Below are 21,206 nucleotides of genomic sequence, written 5' to 3' on the forward strand. Positions count from 1 at the left end.
AAAAAAAATGAGCAAATTACCAATTTTGGTCGACAAAATGCAAGGTTTTGGTTTAAAATGGTTGAATTTATTGGTATTGCTATTACCTTGCAATCCAAATTTGAAAAGGTTTTGGCTTCAAAAAACTTCCATAAATCACAGCATCCGATTGGAATTTTCGATTCAGGTATTGGCGGATTAACCGTAGCAAATGCCATTTGTAAATTATTACCCAACGAAAGCATAGTTTATTTTGGGGATACGGCCCATTTGCCTTATGGAGACAAATCTCCGGAGAGTATCCGACATTATTCTGCCAAAATAACCCACTACCTTACCGAACAAAACTGCAAAGCCATTGTAATAGCGTGTAATACCGCATCGGCGTTGGGATTTCAAACAGCTAAGGATATTGCAGGAGCTTCCATTCCGGTTATTAATGTGGTTGACCCCGCTGTGGCTTATTTGGCTCAACATTTTAAAGGTAAAAGAGTGGGTATTATCGGAACAAAGGGCACTGTTAATTCCAGAATATATGTGAACAAATTAAGCAAGGCCGACAAAACCATGGAAGTGGCGCAGCTAGCCACACCTTTGCTGGCGCCTATGATTGAAGAGGGGTTTTTTAATAACAAAATCTCCAAAACCATTATTAATTCCTACCTGGAAAAGAAACCCCTAGCTCAAATTCAGGCCTTGGTGCTTGGATGTACCCATTATCCATTAATAAAACCCGAAATAGATAGTTTCTATAAAAAGAAGGTTCAGGTACTCGATACCTCTGAAATTGTGGCCAAAGCAGTTGAACAAACCCTCCACGATCAAGGATTGCTGAACGAAACGGTGGGAAAAGCAGAAAAAATCTTTTGCGTTTCAGATTATACCAAGGCCTTTGAAGAAAGCGCAAGATATTTTTTTGATGAGAAAATAAACCTGAAAGAAGTAAGACTTTGGAAAGAGTAAGGGGTTGATTTACAGCTAATTGCTTTTTGTTTTTTCACCGTGAAATGAGGTTGCATTAGAAAGCCTGAGTTTAAAAAAGTTTAATCCATCGCGAAAAAAATTTGTTAGTTTGAAAAATCTGTTTACATTTGCTCAACAATTCAAAAATTTCGACCAACGATAGAACTCTACTTTAATCGCACTTATCGGTCAATTTTACATTAACATTTTAGCAATTTGTGTGAGCCAATTTTGTGGTCTTACATTCATTTTTTAACCAACTAAAACTAGGAGGCATCATACGCATACGTGTACTTTCATTTTTTAATTAACCATTAAAACCAGGAGGTCACCATGCAAAGTTACGGCCTATCGGACAAGCAACTTGTCCACCTTTACGCTAAGGGCAGCGAAAAAGCCCTCGAAGTGTTGTTGCACCGTCACAAACGCAAACTTTTCAGCTACATCAACACGATGGTTAAAGACCGTCAAAAGGCGGAAGATTTGTTTCAAGACACCTTTATTAAGGTAATCGACCAAATTAAGTCGGGTCGATACAAAGAACAAGAACGTTTTTTACCCTGGTTGTACCGTATAGCCCATAACTTGGTTATAGATACCTTGCGCAAAGACAAAAAGATGATTATGGAAAGAGCCAATGACCATTACAATCCATTGGATCATATTCAAGCAATTGATACTTCCATTGAAGATAAAATCAACCAAACAGGAAATTCCTATTTGCTTAAAATGTTGATTAAACAATTGCCCGATAACCAACAAGAGGTCTTAATTATGCGCCATTACAGCGATATGAGTTTTAAAGAAATTGCCGATGTAACCAATGTAAGTATCAATACTGCTTTGGGTCGTATGCGTTACGCTTTAATTAACCTCCGTAAATTAATGGAAGATCATCGCTTGAACATGGTGGCCTAAGCCTACCTTTGTGTCATTGATTTTCAAACGTGGAAAATTCAAGCACCATAACGTCTGATTTCCTAAAACCCGCCGATCAGGTGGGTTTTACAGGTAATTTACCAACAAAAACATCTGTTTTGGTAGTAGGCCAAGGACTTGCGGGTTCTTGGCTTTGCTATTTTTTATGGAAGCATAACATCGACTTTAAAGTGGTAGACAATTTTCACCATGAATCTGCTTCTACCGTGGCTGCCGGTCTTATGAATCCCATTGTTCCTAAAAGGTTAACAGCCACCTGGAAAGCCGAAGAGCTATTCCCCGATTTTATTACCGCAGCCTACCAAGAAATACAAAAATTTATTGGACTTCAGGTTTATTTCCCGGATACCCTGATACATAAACTTTTTTACCACGAAGATGATATTGTTGCCTGGGAATTGCAACGAAACAAAGGTTTTGACAATTGGTTAGGGCCTGTAGTTCGCAAAACACTGAATACTAAGCTCAAACCTCACTTGGGTTATGCCGAAATTCACCATTCGGCCTGGGTAGATATCCCTTCGCTGATTAAGGCCTTCCAGGAAAAACTTAAAACATTGGATTTGCTGATTCAAGAAGAATTTGAATATGGCAAAATGATTAAAACCGAGTCGGGATACCAGTATAAAGATCTGAATTTTGAACGGGTTATATTTTGTGAAGGCAGCCAAATTCGAAACAATCCCTGGTTTGGACAATTGCCATTTAATGCTACCAAGGGCGAAGAATTATTGCTCTCCATCCCTGAACTGGACTTGGAACAAGTTGGGTACGCCGGCTTACACCTCATACCTTTTGGAGAAAACAAATACCTGGTTGGTTCCACCTTTCGCTGGGATGATATAAGTAGCGAGCCTACCGATTGGGCTAAAGAGGAAATACTAAACAAGCTCAAAAAAGTATACAGTGGTCCATTCGAGATTTTAGAGCAAAGTGCCGGAATAAGACCGGCATCTAAAGACCGAAGACCCTTGGTAGGCTTTCATCCTAAACATCCGGAAATAGGTATATTTAATGGTTTGGGAACCAAAGGATTACTTTTGGCCCCCTTGATGTCGGATTATTGGATTAAACATTTGAAAAACAACCGGACTTTTGAACCGGAAATACATGTAAAACGATTATTTAAATAATGCTTATGAAAGTTTCCATCATTGGCTTAGGCTGGTTAGGTCAACAATTGGCCGAGCGCTTTATTGAAGCAGGATTTCAGGTGAAAGGAACGGTTAGAACCCAAGAAAAGGCCGATTCGCTTTCCAAACTACAGGTTGAAATTAGTCTGTACGATTTTCCGAATCAAGCACCGAATGAGGTTTTTGACGCCGATGCCATAGTGCTTACTGTGCCGCCGGGAAAAATGGAAGATTACCTGGGAATGGTTTGGACCCTGACGGAAGAAATAAAGCTTTCTCCCATTAAAAAGGTCGTATTTCTAAGTTCGGTTTCGGTTTATCCGGAATGTAATAAAGAGGTGGATGAGCAATTTCAAGGAATACCCGACTCTCCCCAAGGTAAACTGCTGGTAGAAGCGGAAAAGATAGTATTGAGTATGCGCGGAAAATCGGTAACGGTTTGTCGCCTTGGCGGTTTGGTAGGAGAGAACCGGCATCCCGGAAAATTTTTGGCAGGAAGAAAAGGTTTACCCAACCCCAATAGTCCGGTGAACCTTATACATGGACAAGATGCAACGGACTTGATTTTTAGACTTTTGTCTGAAAATGATGGTAATGAAGTGTATAATATTTGCTCATCGGAGCATCCTACAAGGAAGAGCTTTTATGTAAAAGCAGCCGATTTGCTTGGAATGGAAAGGCCGGAGTTTCAGCAAGGCGGGCAAGAAAGCTGGAAGAGGGTGAGCAACAAAAAAGTGCTGGATAAAATAGGTGAATTTGAATTTAGATCCATTTTGCCGCAAACCATTATGGAAGGAGCTCTGTAATCCATTTTAGGATTTGGTTCACTTGATTCAAAAAACCGGTTTATTGGGCTTGCACCCCGGGGCAACGATAGAGGTAAGTAGCCCACAGGAGCACGCGGCGCTAGCCAAGTGCTACGAGGACTACAACCGATAGCGTGACCCGAACGCCCATGCAAACATGTTGGGTGCAGCACCATGCTTTTTGGGCGGAGGGGGCCCCCCAACAAACAAAAACAATCCCTCTAACGCCAATTGAATGCTTGGCAAGGGAAAGAAATTGCTACTTTAGGCAACAAATTTTTTCCGATGCGCCGTTCCTGTTTCGCCCTTCTTTTTTTACTACTTACTTATAGCGGATTTTCCCAAAAGGCCTGGTTGTCAAAACCGCTTCAGGAGGCCGTTTCCGGCAACGATCACACTCCCGTTGAAGTGATGATTTACATGAAAGATAAGGTGAATCTAGACTCCATGCTTCATGAATTTAGAACCAATAAAACCAAACTTTCGGTTAGGGCAAAAACGACTATGCATGCCTTGATGCAAAAAGCTAATACTACCCAAGCAGAAGCAATTGCTTTTTTGACAATTTATGGCAACCAATTTCCCGGGTCGGTTGAACGGGTTGAATCGTATTGGATTGCCAATGTAATGGTGGTGAAAATGGCACCTAACCTGGTACCGGAATTGCAAAACCTGCCATCGATTGAGCGCATGGAACTTTGTTCGGAGCAGACATTGAAACCGGTTGAATCGATGAAACCAATCGCCTCAGAGCCCAAATCGGTGGGCGGACATGAAATTGGGTTAGAAGTGATAAAATCTACCGCCTTGTGGGCTATGGGTTATACCGGGCACGGCAGATTAATGTATAGTGTGGATACCGGATCCTGGCCTCAGCACCCAGCCATTGGAAACCGGTTTAAAGGAAATTTTTTCCCGATAGATCAAGCCTGGTACGCCTTTGATAGTCCGATACCGGCAGATAAAAGTGATAGTCACGGCACCCATATTTTAGGTACAACCCTGGGTTTGGATACCACCACCCACGATACTATTGGTTCGGCCTTTAATGCATATTGGATTGCTACCGATCCTATAGTAGAAGATTTGGCGTTGATAAAGCCCATGAGTCAGTTGCTACTTGCTTTTCAGTGGGGATTGAATCCGGATGGAGATACTGCTACCACCGATGATATTCCGGATGCTATCAATAACTCCTGGGGAATTGCTTTAACTCCCGGTGCTGATACCTTGTGTCACAGTTTAGCTTCCGATATGTTTATGGCGGTTGAAGCGGTAGGTACTGCTGCGATTTTTGCTGCCGGAAATGAAGGTCCGGATACCTTAACTGTTGGAAGACCGGCTTTTATTAGCAATTCGGAAGTAGATATTTTTTCGGTTGGAGCATTGAACGGAAATAGTCCGGATTATGCCATTGCCTCCTTCTCGAGTCGTGGACCCAGCGTTTGCGGAGGAAATGGTTCTTTACTGATTAAGCCTGAAGTGTCGGCTCCGGGTGTTAATGTACGGTCGTCGATAGGGCAAAATGGGTATTCGCAGTATTCCGGAACTTCCATGGCATCGCCACATGTAACCGGTGCAGTTTTGTTGTTGAAAGAAGCTTTTCCTTATTTGGCCGGAGAAGAAATTAAAAGGGCGCTTTACTTTACCGCTACGGATATGGGAGTTGCAGGGGAAGATAATGTGTATGGAATGGGTTTGATTAATGTGGAGGCAGCATTTAATTACCTTTCTCAAAGTTATGTTCCAGTTCCACCCGATGCCCGTACCTACGATGTTGCTATTGTTCAGGTTGCTCATCCGGCTAATGGCAGTGTTTTTTGTGATGAAAGTTTGAGTCCGCAGGTGGTGCTGAAGAACCTGGGCGATTCAACCATTACCCAAGCGTATATTTATTATGGTCAAGTCGGGGGAACGGTATATACCTTCGATTGGGTTGGACAATTGGCCGCCGGGGAATCGGAAACCCTGGCTTTGCCTGCCATTACCTTCAACCAATATGGACCTATCGAACTTTCGTTCAGAGTAGAGCTAAATGGTAACTTCATGGAATACGATGCAGTAAACAACCGTCGTATGGCTAGGTTTAATCGTTCTAAAACCGTGGCATTGCCCTTTTTTGAAGGGTTTGAACAAGGCATAAACCCGGAAGTATGGTACAAACAAAATCCGGATGGAGATAAAACCTGGGATACTGTATCAACCGATGGACTGTTATTTAGCTCCAGGTCGGCTACCATGGCATGTGGAATGAGCGTTACCAATAACCGGAAAGATGGTTTGATTAGCCCTTCTTTTGACTTGAGTGCGGCCGATGATTCCATAACTTTAAAATTTTCGGTGGCTTATAAATTCCGTTCGGCTTCGTTGGGCGATACCCTGAGCGTTTGGGTTAGCACAGATTGTGGCGAAACGTTTCCAACCAGGGTTTACAAAAAAGGAGGGGAAGAGTTAAAAACGGTTGAAGGCCATGAGGCTAATTTTTTCCCCGATTCGGCCGGACAATGGAGAGAAGAGGAGGTTGATTTGTCTGCTTTTGCCGGACAGCCTTCGGTTATGTTAAACTTTGTGGCCAAGAATCGCAGGGGCAATAACATTACCCTGGATCATATTTGGTTGTATAGCGGACTTCAGCCAATTGGCTTAAACGAGTTGGAGCAGCCCGAGGCCATAGTTTTTCCAAATCCCGGTGCGGAAGCAGTAAGAATTGAAGCAAAAGGACTCTCTCCGGGTAAGGTTTTGGTGGAATTGGTAGACCTAACCGGTAAATGCTGGAACAAAAAAGAAATGGAATGCAATGGGTCTAAATTAAACCTGAACTGGGAATTGGGTCAAGTGCCAACCGGGGTGTATTTTATTGGAATTAAGGCCCCAAATGGAAATCGTTGGTTAAAGTGGGTGAGGGAATAAGCAAAAAACCCTCGCCTGGCTATTCGTAATACAGTATTTTTCGTTTAGCCACAACCTTCTTTTCCTTACCATTGGTTTGATACCGGATAATCCAATTGCCTTTGCGATCAAACTCGTAACTGTATTGAACGCTTACTTCGGTTTGTATCGCATTTCTTTCATACCTAAACGTATTGGATAGGTTGTGTTCAAGCTTTCCTAGCAAACAAGCATTGGCATCGTAGAGGTAATGGTTCGAGAAACTGTAGCTCCAGGTCGAATTTCGAATGGTATTGTCTTGTTGTGAATGCCGAATGATGTTTCCCCATTTATCATAAGAAAAGGACCCATTGATGATTAAACAGGAATTAGACCCGGCACAAAAATCCATCAGGGAGTATTGTGTTTTTCGTCCAAGCGAATCGTATGCAAAACTCATGTTGCTTCCGGAGCTTCCTTCATTGGTCTTATAAATGACTTGTTGATTTAAAACGCGACCGTAGTTTCCTAATGTAACTGTGTATTCTTCTGTTTCCAGGTATACATAAGATTTGTCCCGATTAGGAAAGGTATAATGGAATCGTATTTTTTTACGATCATTTTCATAAGACACTGAATAATTAAAATTGTTTTCAGGGTTCAGATTATTGGTATTCATGAAATGATCCATCCATCCATTTTGGAAGGTTCTTTCATTCAAAACTTTGGCCTGTAGGCTGGGCTGTTCGGTTATCTTACGCAAGTCTCCTTTCGTATTAAATTCATAACGAACCAGGTAACTTGTATTTGTTGAGCTTCGAAACGAATCCATTTCGAGTTTTCCCCATTTATTGAAATTCAGAAAGCTGGTATCTCCATTGGTATCCCATTCTATTACGCTTTTTATTTTACCATTCAAGTGGAAATTATCCCAGGTTTTCTCAACCTCGGAGGCTTTAATTTTCTCGTAAATGGTGGTAGAAAAATCCTTGTATCTTTCTTGAGCCAAACCTGGTAAAATGTGGGTGATACCAAGGATCAGGAGGAGTATTTTTTTTACCATAAATAAGTTTTTTTTCCTGGCGCAATTATTAAGCCAAAACCTGTTTTTGTGTTGATTTTTAGGCGGGTCCCTTTCGCCTTATTGAAGTTTTGTTTTTTGTTTCAACCATTTTTGCAGAAGGCTCAGGGCCGGGCTATTCGTTCCTAGTCCTCGTCACCCTAGGCTAACGCCGTAGGGTTCCTGTGGGCTATCCACTTCTATCCCTACCCGAGGTGCAAGTTCCAACGGCGGCAATTTGTACCGGTAGGATTGGGCACAAAAAAGCCGATTTCCACAAGTTTATCGGTAAGGAAATCGGCTTTAAAAAGGCCTTTATTATAGGTTAACGATTCGGCTTAGGTATTTATCCTTTCCGTTTTCTAAAATTACGGTAAAAACTCCGGGTTTAAGACCAACGGCTTCTATCAGCAGTTCTTCTCCGTATACTGCCGGAAAATCCCGAACCACTCTACCGGTCATATCAACCAATTTGGCTGTGAATTTTTGGTTGCTTGGATTAGGAAAATACACGGATGTTGTGGTCGTAAACGGATTAGGTATAGCGGCTAAAAACTTGTTGTAATTGCGTTCTTCTATTCCGGCACTAATGTCAACACAGCCATTTGAAATTTGTTTTTCTATGGTTTCATATTTATCGTTTACAAAGGCCACAATTTCACTTACACAAGCCTGCACAGGCAAGGCATCGCTAAAGTAAACCCGTAAAAACGGACTAGGCAAATAAAATTTAGGGGTAGTTCCTTCAACGGTATCTAAACCGGCAATTTCAAGGTTGCCATGGCGGATTATCGGATTAAAGCCGGGTACCAGGCAGCGAACCGAGTCAACACCGGAAATGCCACTTACTTTAAATTGGAATCCCATGATTTTACTTAGTGGACAATTCAAATACACATCGAAAAAATCTTCAGAGGATGCGCCGATGGTAAGTACACCGATTTGGTTGGGATTATGTCTTCCTGTAGGGAAGGAACAGGGGATTAAGGCACCCCAATAGGCTTCATCGTCGCCGTGTCTAACGCATTGTTGGTCAAGAGCAGCATCTACAATGTTAATGGAGCCGCTGTTGTCAAGGTCGTTGCAAGGCACAGGCTGCAAGGCATGTGTTTGAACATCGGCTACGTAGTTAACCACATCGTTCATGTGACGAAGGGTATCGCCGGTAATATCACCGGGCAAGGCATAACCATTACAATTGCCTGCACAATCAAGTTGGGCATTTCCAAGCACAGCCCCGGTACAATCGGTCCAGGGAGTGCAATTACTAAGCAGTTGAATAGAAGGTGTTCCATTGGCATCCCGGTTTAAACGGAAACAAGCACGTACTATGTTATTGTCGTAGCGTTGTTCGTAGCGGCCCAGGGCGTCAGGTGAGTGTAACCAGTTTACATCTGCCTGAAACACATAAACACCGGTATCAACATCGGTAACATCAATCCATTGGCATTGAGTACCGGAGCCGTAAATATCACCACAGCCATGCGAAATTCCCATGTTTCCACAGCCGTATTGTCCGGATCCTCCGCCCCCGCATTCCAAATCCATTACACAAAATCCGTTTTTCAAACCAACCGGAATTTGGGTACCGTTTTCGTCGTATAAGGTGTATTTGCCATAGTGCTGAAAGTGCCAGTGGCCGTGGCAGGGAGCCCATTCAAATACCGGGCTTGGAGTAGTGATACTGGCCGGAGGCTGTCCGATATAATAGTCCATATCGCCATCGTTACGAATGTGCATGGTAAAGGTAATTACCTGACGAGCTCCGTAACCGGTAACACAATTTTCGGTTACCGAACAGTTGTCGGCGGTGTAATTGGTAAGGGTGAAGGAAGAGATAAGGGCGGCTGAATCTATCACCAGGTCGGGTCCGGTGCACAAGGGGCTTGGAGGATATATACAAGAGCCATCGTCTTGGGTAGCAAGGGGATTGTAATTGCAGGAGGCCTGGTCGGTACATCCGGTAATAGGTCCGTCGTAGCTTAAGGTCCAATTGATATTGGAGTTGCCGCAGGGGTTTCCGGTTCCATCGCCTAGTCGGATGTAATAGGTATAGTTTGCTATGAGAGCTGCGTGAATAAGGGCACCATTTCCGGATGTACAACCTGAATTGGCAAAATAAACAGCACCTTGAATTCCTTCTGAAAGCACAATTCCTTGGCAATGGTCATAAATCCAGATGGAAGAAGAGTTGCAAGAATTTCCCTGGTTACAGGTAGAAAAGGTATACATGCCGTTTGCAGAAGGAGTAAAACTATACCAGTAATTATCGAAAAGGGAGGTGTAAGATCCGGCAGTAATTGCTTCGGCTGAGCTACAACCGCCTCCCGGAGGACAATTAAACTGAACCGATTCTCCATAGCCGTAGGCTCCGTTTTGGGCTAGGGTGTCGCCATTTATTTTCAGCAAATAATAGCCATTCCCATAAGTACAACAAATACCATCACCATACGAATCATGGATGTTAAAGGTGATGCAATCAATGGAATCTGGTATACAATATTCAAACGACATCAATGTACCTGCTGCTCCTGTAAAACTTCCCGATGCCAAAATAGTTCCTCCCCCGTTGGTAATATCCCAGGAGGTTTCGGTAGGGTAACTGTCAGAAAAAACATCGAGGCTTATGGTATTAAAGCCGTTTCCACAACTTGCCCAAAGCCTAGTGTATCCTAAAAAAACAAGGGTAATGAGGGTAAAAACTTTCTTCATGAAAGGTATAATTTGGGGTAAAGATAGAAATTTAAGGAATAATAAGTGAAACAAGAAAAGCGTGGGAGCCAGGTCAGAAAGGAAGAGTTATTACTGTTTAATTGCCTGAAAGACAGATAAGAATCACAGCACCTCACCTATTGTTTCCAGTTTATTCCTTCGTGAGCCTTTGAAGAGTATGGTTGAATTACCGGGCGGGTTGGCTTTGAAAAAGTCGGAAAGTTCAGCAGCATTGGCCCAAAAATTATATCCGTTTTGTTTTAGGGCAAGGAATTGAGCTCCTACCAAATGAACCTGAGTAAATCCAAGATCACGAACCAAATCCAAGATATGCTTATGTTCTTTTTCGGCATAGTCGCCAAGTTCCATCATTTCGCCCAGCACTAGAATTTTGTTTGGGAAATCCTGCTTTTCGAAATTACGAATGCTAGCTTCCATGCTGGTAGGATTGGCATTGTATGCGTCAAGAATTAGGGTATTGCTTCCTTTTTTTACAAACTGGGCCCGGTTATTATCGGGTATATACGAGGCGATTCCTTTGGCAATTTGTTCCGGTTTAAGTCCGAAGAAACTACCGATGGCAATGGCTGAAAGAATATTGGAAAAATTGTATTCGCCGGTGAGATTGCTTTCTACATTGTTCCAATCCGGGTTTCCCCTTTTTTTCCATTTTACATTTAAAAAGGGTTCGGTATGGGTAATTTCTCCTTCAAAATCGGCACCGTGTTTGCCATAACGAACGGCCAGGTGAATTCCTTTAGCAATCGGCTCCAAATATGGATTACCAGATTCGAGGAAGATACCGCCGCCGTTTTCACGAATAAAATCGAACAATTCGCCCTTGGTTTTTACTACTCCTTCTATACCGCCCATTCCTTCGAGGTGTGCTTTTCCTATGCTGGTAATTAAGCCAAAATCAGGCTCGGCAATTTCAACCAGTTCCCGGATATCTCCCGGTTTACTGGCTCCCATTTCAATTACTGCCATTTCATGGGTTTCGTTAAGGCAAAGCAAAGACAATGGAACCCCAATCTGATTGTTTAGATTACCGAAGGTGGCATAGGTGTTGTATCCTTGCGAAAGCACTCTGGAAACAAGTTCTTTGGAGGTGGTTTTTCCGTTGGAACCGGTTATGCCGATTACCTTTAATTTTAGGGTTCTTCGGTGGAAGCGGGCCAGACTTTGTAAGGCTTTTAAAACATCCGGTACCAACAGAAATTTATCATCCAAAACGGCATCTTCCTCGTCAACCACTGCATACGAAGAACCGGCATCCATAGCTTGGGCGGCAAACCGATTTCCATTAAAGTTTTCGCCTTTCAGGGCAAAGAACATGGACCCATTGCTAATTTTTCTGGTATCGGTGCAAATGCCCGAAGTGGTTAGAAAAATGGAATGGAGTTTTTCTATGGTACAAAATTTCATGGCTTGAAAGTTGACCAAAGAAAATCAAGGAAATGCTTGTTGGAAAAGCGAATCCAAAAAGTTACTAAACCTTAAATGTGTGCAAGAATCCAATCCGAAGTAGCCTGCATTACCTCCTTGCGTTTGGTATCGTAATGAGATTCATGGTATTGGTTTTCCCAGAATTTGGTTGTTATGTCGCCTTTGATTTTGGCGGAAAACTGTTTTGTTCCTTCCGGACTGATTAATTTATCGGCGGTGCCGTGGTAAATATACAAGGGCAGGTTGAGGTCGGAGGCATTTTCCAGAGCCCAGGCTGCTGCATCGAATGTCCCCAGAAAGAAAGCCGGGGTAATATAATCGTGAACTAACGGGTCTTTGCTGTATATTTCACATTCGGCAGGAATGGAAGAAATGGCCGAGGCATCAAGTTTGGTTCTTTGTTGCAATCCGGGAAGAATTCCGACTACCAGTTTGCCTAGTGCAATTTGCAAAGCAGGAGGGTCGAATGCCAGTTTGAGCCAAGGTGCAGAAGCGATAATTCCATTTACTTTAGGTTTACGACGAAGGGCGTAGTTTAGAACCACATTTCCACCCATGCTATGTCCAAAAATGAATTTCGGGATTTCAGGAAACAGGTTTTCTGCCTGTTTTAAGGCATCGGTAACCCCTTCGAGCAAGATTTCATAAGAGGGAGTATGACCTCTTTTTCCGCCGGACTTACCATGGCCCCGGTGGTCGTAGGCCAAAACGGCAATGCCTTGTTCGGCTAAAAATTGAGCGTAGGGTGAATATCGACCACTGTGTTCACCCATTCCATGTACCATAACTAAGGCTGCCTTGGGTGCGTCGTTCCACCAGGCTTGACCGTAAATAGTTAATCCGTCGGGAGCATTCCAGGATAGTTCTTTGTGATTCATAGCATCAATTTGGTACAAACGTACTAAGTTTTTTAACCCAAATGGTCGTCAAAAACGTAATCCTATTTTTTGGCCAGAGGAGCCGCTTGGGTTTTTATAGGAATTTATCGGGTTTTTTGTTGGATGATATTTTATTGATTTGGTTTCTTTTGAAAAGCCGCGGTTGGGGTTTGCACCCCGGGCAACGATAGAGCCAAGTAGCCCACAGGAACCCGACGGCTTTAGCCTCGGGTGACGAGGACTACAGGCGATAGCGTGACCCAAACGCCCTTTGCTGCTATATGGTTGATTTGCAAGCGATTGGTAGGGCGTGAAGGGGGCCCGCCAAATTCAAAAAAAAACGGGAAACCTATGAAAGGAATCCCGTTTAGTGAGGTAATTGCTTGTTCTACTATGGGAAAATACCCAAGTTTTCGTAGGAGGCGGCAACTTTTTTAATGGCACAAACGAAAGCGGCAGTTCTAAGGTCACCGATTTCGGGTTTATCGATTAAGATTTGACGAATTTGGTGGTAGGCATTGATCATGGTTTCTTCCAAACCGCTGTAAACCAGGTCGCGTTCATCAGCACCGCGTTCCAACTTAGCGTGTTGCTCCTTGGAGAATTTTTTCCCTGTTAAGGCTTCGATGGACTCCATTAAATCGGAGTTTTGGCGCTCATCGAAACGTTTGGTCATGCGGCCAAAGCGAACATGGCTCATGTTTTTCAACCATTCGAAGTAAGAAACGGTAACACCGCCGGCATTTAAGAAAATATCTGGGATGATATAAACACCTTTTTTGAGGAGGATTGCTTCTGCTTCGGGCGTAACAGGTCCGTTAGCAGCTTCGCCGATGATTTTTGCTTTGATATTTTTGGCGTTATTGGCGTGAATTTGATTTTCGAGAGCTGCCGGAATTAAGATATCGCACTTAAGTTCGAGGGCGTCGGTTGATTTTTCGAGGTTCGTAGCACCCGGGAAGTTGAGAATGGAGCCGGTTTTTTTGCGGTGAGCAAGAACCATATCCGGATCTAGACCGTCTTTGCTATAAATGGCACCTTCGTATTCAGCCAGGGCAATGATTTTAGCTTTTCCTTCGTGGAAGAATTTGGCAGAGTGGTAACCAACATTACCCAAACCTTGAACCACAACCGTTTTGCCTTCGATGCCGGGTTTTAATCCCCATTTTTTACAATCTTCGGCAATGCTCAGCGCTTCGCGAACACCGTAGAATACACCAAGTCCGGTAGCTTCGCGGCGACCGTGAATACCGCCTTGAGAGATAGGTTTTCCGGTTACGCAGCCGGCAGCGTTGAGTTCGGTAGGATTAAAGGTGGCGTAGGTATCCATGATCCAGGCCATTTCTTTTTCTCCCGATCCATAATCCGGGGCAGGTACGTCGATGGCCGGTCCGATGAAATTCTTTTTAATAAGTTCGGAGGTATAACGACGGGTGATTTTCTCCATTTCTTCGTCGTTGAAATCGCGGGGACTGATTTTAATGCCGCCTTTCGCTCCGCCGAAAGGAACATCCACGATAGCGCATTTATAGGTCATTAAGGCTGCAAGCGCCATTACTTCATCTTGATTAACATGGATGCTGTAACGAATACCACCTTTGGTAGGCAGTTTGTGATGGCTGTGTTCAACGCGGTAAGCTTCAATTACTTTAAATTCTCCTTTGAGTTTTACAGGGAATTTAATGCGGTAAACGCTGTTGCAATATTTAATTTGATCCAGAATTCCTTTGGGGGTATCCAAATGTTTGGCTGCCTTTTCAAAGTAATTTAAAACATCGGCGAAAAATTTATCTTCTCCCCGCTGTTGTGTAAGTTTTGTGGCCATCGAACGTGGTTAATTTAAAGGTTAAACAGGGCGCAAACTTATGTATTTATTTAGGCTAACCCTGAAAAAAAAAGGGTTAAATTTCAACCATACACCTGTTAATATACTGATAATCAGCCATAAAAAGTGGTTTGGGGATGTAAAAATTACGACCAATGCAAGCAGTTTGGTGGGTGATTGGGTTGGTTATTGAGGAGAATCGGGAGCATAGTGTGAGTGCGGATGGTTGAGAACGGGGAAGCCTGTCGTCAGGATTTAGAGCGTCATTTTAAAAATAAGTAGTTGATTATTAGTATATTAATTCAAAAATATGACGGGTATATTTTACATTTACTTTGTTATATAAAATTTTAAGCCGATTATCGATATATTATGCAATTAGTCATTTGAATTTGCCAATTAAGCGATTTTTTTAAACGAAAATAAAACTAACAAGGTACAAATTACAAAATTGAAAATCGAAACAATCACTTTAAATCTTACGACTATGCAAACCATTAACACCAACACCTTTGCCGACACGGCCACCAGTCTTGGAGATTCCTTGATTTTCCGTTCGAACTACCAATCGGTACGCATTAAAACCGACGACATTTTGTATATTCAGGCATTAGCAGATTATGTCATTATAAAAACCACTTCGGCCAAATACATTACCTTATCTACCATGAAGGATATGGCTAAATTGTTAGAAGGACGTGGTTTTGCCCGTACGCACCGAAGTTATATTGTAAACCTGGATAAAATTTACAATATCAAAGGGTCCAGCATCATTGTTCACACGGATTCGAACAAAACAACCATTCCGGTAGGAAGGGCATTTAAGAAGGATTTTCGTCAATCGCTTGCTGCCTAGGTAAATGAAAAGTTGAGTTACTAACCTTTTAAATTGAATCAGATGAATACGATAACAGAACCTGCATGGTCTATGAGCTTATCTGCTCCTAACCAAGTGCTTACATATAAATCCAAGGTAACCAAACGTGGTTCGAACTATGTTCATCTTGGAGCTACCTTTACGTCGGCCGGAGTGCAAAACCGTTGGAATTTCAATCACCTTCGCTCCAGTTTCGACCAGCTTCACGATCAGTTCCACCATACAAACGAAACCGGTTTCCGCGATCAGAATACCGTATTGGCTTTTAACTCGTCGCAGAATACCCAGGCGGTATACTCGATAAAAGGAGCTTAAGGTGTGAATGTTTAAATTAAAAGCAGTTCGAATGCTCCAATTGGCTATTCCGGATACCCATTTTTTTAACCAATTGGTTTTTTCCAGTTTACCTCCCGGCAAGTAAACCGAGGCGAGGGCAACATCGTATTCTTGCAATGTCGCGGCTACCAAGGCAGGAAGCAAATCCAAATCGGAGGTATTATCACCTTCTAAACTAATCAATAAATCGTTATCTGCAGAACTGTGGCTTAGGATCCATTCCATTCCAAGGTTAAAGGAATGTCCCGGACCGCCGTTATAGGCTTTTTCGATCAGGTGTAATTTTGCAGATGGGAAGGCTTTTCTGATTTCTTCCCGTGTTGAATCGGTTGAACAATCGTCAACAAAAACATAAAACTTTTCATATTCAGGCAAAACCGATAGTAGGTTTTTGGCAAGTTCGGCTATGTTTAAAGCTTCATTAAAAACAGGAACGAGAAAGTAGATCATGTTCTCTTTCCCTTCTTTTAAAGGTGCTTTTCGGCGTGGTAAGAGGAACGAACCAAGGGGCCGCTTTCTACATAATCGAAACCTTTAGCCAAACCGGCTTCTTTATAAAAGGCAAATTGTTCAGGTCTTACATATTCTTTTACCGGCAGGTGTTTTTTGGTTGGTTGTAAGTATTGACCCAACGTCATGATATTTACTCCAACAGCTCTAAGGTCGTCCATGGTTTCCAGTACTTCGTCCTGAGTTTCACCAAGTCCGAGCATAATTCCTGATTTGGTGGTAAGTCCGCCCTCTTTCAGTCGTTTCAGCACTTCTAAACTGCGATCGTATTTGGCCTGGATGCGAACTTGTTTGGTAAGGCGTCGAACGGTTTCCATGTTATGAGAAACGATTTCAGGCTTTGCATCAATAATTCGTTGAAGGTTTTCCCAAATACCTCTAAAGTCGGGAATAAGTGTTTCAAGGGTTGTTCCTGGGCTTTGTTTTCGAACTTCGCGAATGGTTTCGGCCCAAATAATGGAGCCTCCATCTTTTAGTTCGTCCCTGTCAACCGAAGTAATTACTGCATGTTTGATACCCATCATAAGGATGGATTGGGCTACCCGTTTGGGTTCTTCCAAATCAACCGGTAATGGTCGTCCGGTAGCTACGGCACAAAAGCCACAGCTACGGGTACAAATATTACCCAGAATCATAAAGGTAGCAGTTCCGGCCCCCCAGCATTCGCCCATATTGGGACAATTTCCGCTTTCGCAGATGGTATGTAATTTATGTTCGGAAACTATTTTGCGGGTATTGGCATATTCCTTTCCGGTGGGGAGTTTAACCCGCAACCAATCCGGTTTGCGTTCTCGGGCTTCGGGTTGAGTTGTTTCAATGGTATCCATACAATCAATCTTCTTGACTGGCGGTGGAGGCTTTTCCGTTCCATTTGCCGCCAAAGTTCAAACTAACATAGAATGATAGCCATAAACTTTTGTTATTAGCAAAGGCCATCATAGGTATTTTCTTAAAATAGTAATCTGCAATAATGCCGGTTTCAATCGTCTTTACTCCTTTTTCTCTTCCTGCATAATCGAAGCTAAACCCAAATTTGGCATAAACGCCGGGATGTAATCTTAATTTATCAAATCCTTTGTACCAGGCACCACGACCATAAATATTGTATTGGTTATGCAATGGATTGTTAGGGTCATAGGCTTCGGATACAATTCCGCCATCGATGGCAGAAGGGTTTTTAATGACATCTACATAATATGGTTTGGTAATTCCCAGAGAAGAACCCAAAGCACCTAAATACCTTACTTCAATTGCCGAACCATCTGCTCGGCCTTTGCTAAAAATTATTTTGTGTAAACCATATCCTGTTCGGAGAATTAATAAGGAATTCATTTTGCCAAACACATAACCTTTGGCATTTTCATAGTAAGAGGTTTTGATTTCCCGGCCATTTTTCATTCCAACGAAATCAATTTCCCAAAAAGTTTTGGAATAACCGGTTCGGTGATGCGAACGCCGCAGGGTTATTCCCCAACCACCCGAATGGGCAAGAATTCCTGCCGTAAATTCTTTTCGATACAGAACTCGGGTATCTTTGTCGTCCTCAAGTGGCTTTTGCGAAAAAGCATCCTGACCCCAACCTATAAAAAGGGCAACCAATAATGGAAAAAGGATTTGTTTTTTGGCGAACATTGCTGCAAAGGTAAACCATTCTTATCACATGGCTACATCAACTATTATTTACAACGGACAGCTACGTACCGTTGCCAAACATTTGCAATCAGGGATTGAAATAATCACCGATGCGCCCACCGACAACCAAGGAAAGGGTGAAGCCTTTTCTCCTACTGATTTATTAGCTACTTCATTGGGTTGTTGTATGTTAACCATTATGGGTATTAATGCCAACACCAATGGTATTGATATAGATGGAACCCGGGTGGAGATTACAAAAATCATGGCTTCTAACCCCAGAAGAGTTTCTGAAATTGGCGTAGTAATTACACTTCCAAGTAAATCTTACTCAGATAAAGAAAAGAAGATGTTGGAAATTGCCGCCCTGAATTGTCCGGTTGCCAAAAGTTTGCATCCTGACATTAAACAGGATGTTCAACTCATTTGGCCTTAACTGTGGGACTTTTCAATCACTTTTCCTGCGTCGCCGTAAGCCGGGCAGGTTTGATGGGTGCGACAAGAAGTAGCTACCAAAGCAACAAACATACCGGCTGCTAGGGCAAAGAATAGTTTTTTCACGTTGTGCATAGTAAGGTTGGCAAAAATAAAGGGTTTCGACAATACCAAATCATTCCGTTCGATATTTTTCAACGCCGTAATCAACAATTTGTTTACCTAAAACGCTTGTTTTAAGAAAAATTATTGAATTTGCCGCTTTTTAGTTCAAACCTTCATTGGAATTACCGGTAAAATGATTGGAAATTTGCAAGCACCCCTACACCCGTCCTGGATGGAGTACATTGGACAGGAATTTGAAAAGCCCTATTTTAAGGAATTAGAAAACTTTTTGAAGGAGGAAGCCAATACCACCGTGTTTCCGCCATCTTCTAAAATATTCGCAGCTTTGCAAGCAACTCCTTTTTCTGAAATTAAGGTAGTTATCCTTGGTCAAGACCCATATCATGGTCCGGGACAAGCCAATGGGCTTAGTTTTTCGGTTAACGATGGAATGCCTCTTCCTCCATCCTTGAAGAATATATTTAAAGAACTGGTGAGCGATATAGGAATTCCTTATCCGACGAGTGGAAACCTGGAGCCCTGGGCCAGGCAAGGAGTTTTATTGCTGAATGCAACACTAACTGTTCGGGCAAATCAACCCGGGAGTCACCAAAAAAGGGGTTGGGAAACGTTTACCAATGAAATAATACACCAACTTTCCTTGCATAAACAGGGTGTGGTTTTTTTGCTTTGGGGAAAGTTTGCTCAGGAAAAGCAAGGGCTCATCCATGCTCAAAATCACCGAATTCTTATGGCCGCCCATCCTTCACCCTTAAGCGCTTACAATGGGTTCTTTGGGTGTAAACATTTTTCTAAAACCAATGATTTTCTGCGTTCCATTGGAAAGTCGGAGATTGATTGGAAGCTAGGAATGGATTTGTTTTCTTGAACACTTGCCACTGTTTGGTTGATAAACGATTATAATTCAGGTTGTTAACACTCCGACTTTTGCAAATAAAGTGAAATAGGACGAGTAAGGATTTTAGCAGAAATATTTCAATTTCTGGGGAACAATTTTACAATTCAAGTCCTACCTTTGCAACCGCAAAAAAATTGCATGGAACCTCCTCAGCAACCGATAAATTATGCCAATCGAAATTACAGCCCAACTGGTAGAACAGTTGAGGTCAGCCCTACTAAAGGCTGATCGTGAGGCTGTATTGCTGTTAATTTCCGATCTCCATTCTGCCGATTTAGCCGAAGTCTACAACGAACTACAAGCCCATGAAGGCCGGTTCGTATATGCTTGCCTAACAGAAGAGCAAAAAGCAGAGCTGCTTCCCGAACTCGACGAAGATGTTAGGGAAACCTTGCTTTCATCCCTTTCTGATGAAGAGATTGCGGAAACGGTTGATTTGTTGGATTCCGACGATGCGGCTGACTTAATTGCTGAACTTCCCGAAGAACGCCAGGAAGGTGTATTGGCCGAAATGGAGGATGAGGAGCAGGCCGATGATATTGCAGACCTTTTAAGCTACGACGAAAATTCGGCCGGTGGTTTAATGGCTACGGAGTTAATTCGGGTTCAGTTGAAATGGAATGTGGCCACCTGTGTGCGCGAAATGCGCCGTCAGGCCGAAGATGTGAAAGAGGTGTATGCTGTTTATGTGGTAGACGAAAGGGATGTATTGCAAGGCCTTTTATCACTGAAAAAGCTCCTGATTACTCCGGTAAGGGCATTGGTAGAAGAAATTTATACCCAGGAAATTATTTCAGTTACTGCTGATACTCCTTCCGAAGAGGTTGCCAATATTATGCAAAAGTACGACGTAGTGGTATTGCCCGTTGTAGATGGAGAAGGCAGACTGATTGGCCGGATAACCATCGACGACGTAGTGGATGTTATTAAGGAAGAAGCCTCCAAAGACTACCAATTAATGAGTGGTATCTCGGAAGATATTGAACAAACCGATAAGGTTTGGGTTATTTCTCGTGCCCGACTTCCCTGGCTGATGGTAGCAATGATGGGAGGAATTATGGCATCGCAAGTTATTGGTCTGCACGAAGAATCCCTGCAAATTCATCCCGAAATGGCTTATTTTATGCCACTGATAGCTGCCATGGGAGGAAATGTTGGGGTACAATCATCGGCTATTATTGTACAAGGTTTAGCCAATAATACCCTGAGTCGGTCGGGTATTTTCCAGAAATTATTGAAAGAACTGAGTGTTGGTTTGCTCAACGCCCTGGCCTGTTCCTTGCTGCTGCTTTCTTATAATTTAGCCTTTCACCATGGATTTGCTTTAAGCGTTACGGTTAGCATTGCTTTGGTCATTGTAATTGTATTCGCCGCCATTTTTGGCACTCTAGTTCCACTAACCCTCGACCGTTACAACATAGACCCGGCCTTGGCCACCGGTCCTTTTATTACCACCAGCAACGATATAATTGGCCTCTTTATTTATTTTATGGTTGCCCGGGCCATGTATGGGTTAATTTAAGTCCAATCCGGGTTCCTGCCAGGATTAGTGTTTCGAAAGAAAAGATCGATTGTTGCTACCAATGAAATTAAGCCAGACTAAATCAGTGGAAAATTTGACAAATCGAACTTCTGTAACCCAACGCTGCACCAGAAACCGTTAGGAGGCCTTTATAGCGAATGGACAAAGTGTTTAGTCCAAATTTATGCTTATAACAATGGTATAATATTTCCGTATATTCGGGAAAGGCTGGGCTTTTGGGGCTTGCACCTCGGGCAACGA

Annotated in this window: 17 protein-coding genes; 9 read left to right on the top strand and 8 right to left on the bottom strand. The window is 42.7% G+C overall.

Annotated elements, in window-relative coordinates; translation table 11 throughout:
* The first annotated feature begins 57 nt into the window (after window positions 1–57).
* The 5 genes from murI (at window position 58) to K1X82_05705 (ending at window position 6,730) form a co-directional block, all read left to right on the top strand.
* Window positions 58–942: a glutamate racemase gene (gene murI / locus K1X82_05685; protein ID MBX7181582.1), complete on the top strand. Its 885-nt coding sequence runs from the start codon at window positions 58–60 to the stop codon at window positions 940–942.
* 333 nt (window positions 943–1,275) lie between these two features.
* Complete coding sequence (locus tag K1X82_05690) at window positions 1,276–1,860, top strand: sigma-70 family RNA polymerase sigma factor (protein ID MBX7181583.1); 585 nt, start codon at window positions 1,276–1,278, stop codon at window positions 1,858–1,860.
* 29 nt (window positions 1,861–1,889) lie between these two features.
* Window positions 1,890–3,014 carry an FAD-binding oxidoreductase gene (locus tag K1X82_05695; protein ID MBX7181584.1) on the top strand — a complete coding sequence of 375 codons (1,125 nt, stop codon included), beginning with the start codon at window positions 1,890–1,892 and terminating at the stop codon, window positions 3,012–3,014.
* A gap of 5 nt (window positions 3,015–3,019) precedes the next feature.
* Window positions 3,020–3,820, top strand: a complete 801-nt coding sequence (locus K1X82_05700) for an NAD(P)-binding domain-containing protein (protein ID MBX7181585.1) — start codon at window positions 3,020–3,022, stop codon at window positions 3,818–3,820.
* A 354-nt stretch (window positions 3,821–4,174) separates the two neighbouring features.
* The gene (locus tag K1X82_05705; protein MBX7181586.1) at window positions 4,175–6,730 is read left to right on the top strand and encodes a S8 family peptidase; all 2,556 of its coding nucleotides are present in this window, start codon (window positions 4,175–4,177) and stop codon (window positions 6,728–6,730) included.
* Between the two features lie 19 nt (window positions 6,731–6,749).
* Here the strand turns inward: K1X82_05705 and K1X82_05710 are convergent, their stop codons facing one another.
* The 5 genes from K1X82_05710 to K1X82_05730 form a co-directional block, all read right to left on the bottom strand.
* Window positions 6,750–7,751, bottom strand: a complete 1,002-nt coding sequence (locus K1X82_05710; GenBank protein MBX7181587.1) for a hypothetical protein — start codon at window positions 7,749–7,751, stop codon at window positions 6,750–6,752.
* Between the two features lie 315 nt (window positions 7,752–8,066).
* On the bottom strand, window positions 8,067–10,460 hold the full coding sequence (locus K1X82_05715; protein MBX7181588.1) for a T9SS type A sorting domain-containing protein: 2,394 nt from the start codon (window positions 10,458–10,460) through the stop codon (window positions 8,067–8,069).
* 123 nt (window positions 10,461–10,583) lie between these two features.
* Window positions 10,584–11,885: a UDP-N-acetylmuramoyl-tripeptide--D-alanyl-D-alanine ligase gene (gene murF, locus K1X82_05720; protein ID MBX7181589.1), complete on the bottom strand. Its 1,302-nt coding sequence runs from the start codon at window positions 11,883–11,885 to the stop codon at window positions 10,584–10,586.
* 71 nt (window positions 11,886–11,956) lie between these two features.
* A complete protein-coding gene (locus tag K1X82_05725) occupies window positions 11,957–12,784 on the bottom strand; it encodes a lysophospholipase (protein ID MBX7181590.1) in 828 nt (275 codons plus the stop codon).
* A gap of 391 nt (window positions 12,785–13,175) precedes the next feature.
* Window positions 13,176–14,609 (bottom strand): Glu/Leu/Phe/Val dehydrogenase, encoded by a 1,434-nt coding sequence (locus tag K1X82_05730; GenBank protein ID MBX7181591.1) that lies wholly within the window; start codon window positions 14,607–14,609, stop codon window positions 13,176–13,178.
* 487 nt (window positions 14,610–15,096) lie between these two features.
* On the opposite strand from K1X82_05730, the gene K1X82_05735 reads away from it, so the two are divergent.
* Complete coding sequence (locus tag K1X82_05735; protein MBX7181592.1) at window positions 15,097–15,465, top strand: LytTR family transcriptional regulator; 369 nt, start codon at window positions 15,097–15,099, stop codon at window positions 15,463–15,465.
* Window positions 15,466–15,543: 78 nt separating this feature from the next.
* Here the strand turns inward: K1X82_05735 and K1X82_05740 are convergent, their stop codons facing one another.
* The 3 genes from K1X82_05740 to K1X82_05750 are packed head-to-tail and all read right to left on the bottom strand — an operon-like array spanning window position 15,544 to window position 17,964.
* Window positions 15,544–16,272 carry a glycosyltransferase family 2 protein gene (locus K1X82_05740; protein MBX7181593.1) on the bottom strand — a complete coding sequence of 243 codons (729 nt, stop codon included), beginning with the start codon at window positions 16,270–16,272 and terminating at the stop codon, window positions 15,544–15,546.
* 17 nt (window positions 16,273–16,289) lie between these two features.
* Window positions 16,290–17,159 carry a lipoyl synthase gene (gene lipA / locus K1X82_05745; protein ID MBX7181594.1) on the bottom strand — a complete coding sequence of 290 codons (870 nt, stop codon included), beginning with the start codon at window positions 17,157–17,159 and terminating at the stop codon, window positions 16,290–16,292.
* Window positions 17,160–17,163: 4 nt separating this feature from the next.
* Window positions 17,164–17,964, bottom strand: coding sequence for a hypothetical protein (locus tag K1X82_05750; protein ID MBX7181595.1), 801 nt, complete (start codon window positions 17,962–17,964; stop codon window positions 17,164–17,166).
* Window positions 17,965–17,992: 28 nt separating this feature from the next.
* Here K1X82_05750 and K1X82_05755 point away from each other — a divergent pair, with 28 nt between their 5' ends.
* The 3 genes from K1X82_05755 to mgtE all read left to right on the top strand — a co-directional run bounded on the left by K1X82_05755 (window position 17,993) and on the right by mgtE (window position 20,945).
* Window positions 17,993–18,400, top strand: coding sequence for an OsmC family protein (locus K1X82_05755; protein ID MBX7181596.1), 408 nt, complete (start codon window positions 17,993–17,995; stop codon window positions 18,398–18,400).
* Window positions 18,401–18,697: 297 nt separating this feature from the next.
* Window positions 18,698–19,393 (top strand): uracil-DNA glycosylase, encoded by a 696-nt coding sequence (gene ung / locus K1X82_05760; GenBank protein ID MBX7181597.1) that lies wholly within the window; start codon window positions 18,698–18,700, stop codon window positions 19,391–19,393.
* Between the two features lie 196 nt (window positions 19,394–19,589).
* Window positions 19,590–20,945 carry a magnesium transporter gene (gene mgtE, locus K1X82_05765; GenBank protein ID MBX7181598.1) on the top strand — a complete coding sequence of 452 codons (1,356 nt, stop codon included), beginning with the start codon at window positions 19,590–19,592 and terminating at the stop codon, window positions 20,943–20,945.
* The last annotated feature ends 261 nt before the right edge of the window (window positions 20,946–21,206 follow it).

The organism is Bacteroidia bacterium (genome assembly GCA_019695265.1).
Taxonomy (GTDB): Bacteria; Bacteroidota; Bacteroidia; order JAIBAJ01; family JAIBAJ01; genus JAIBAJ01.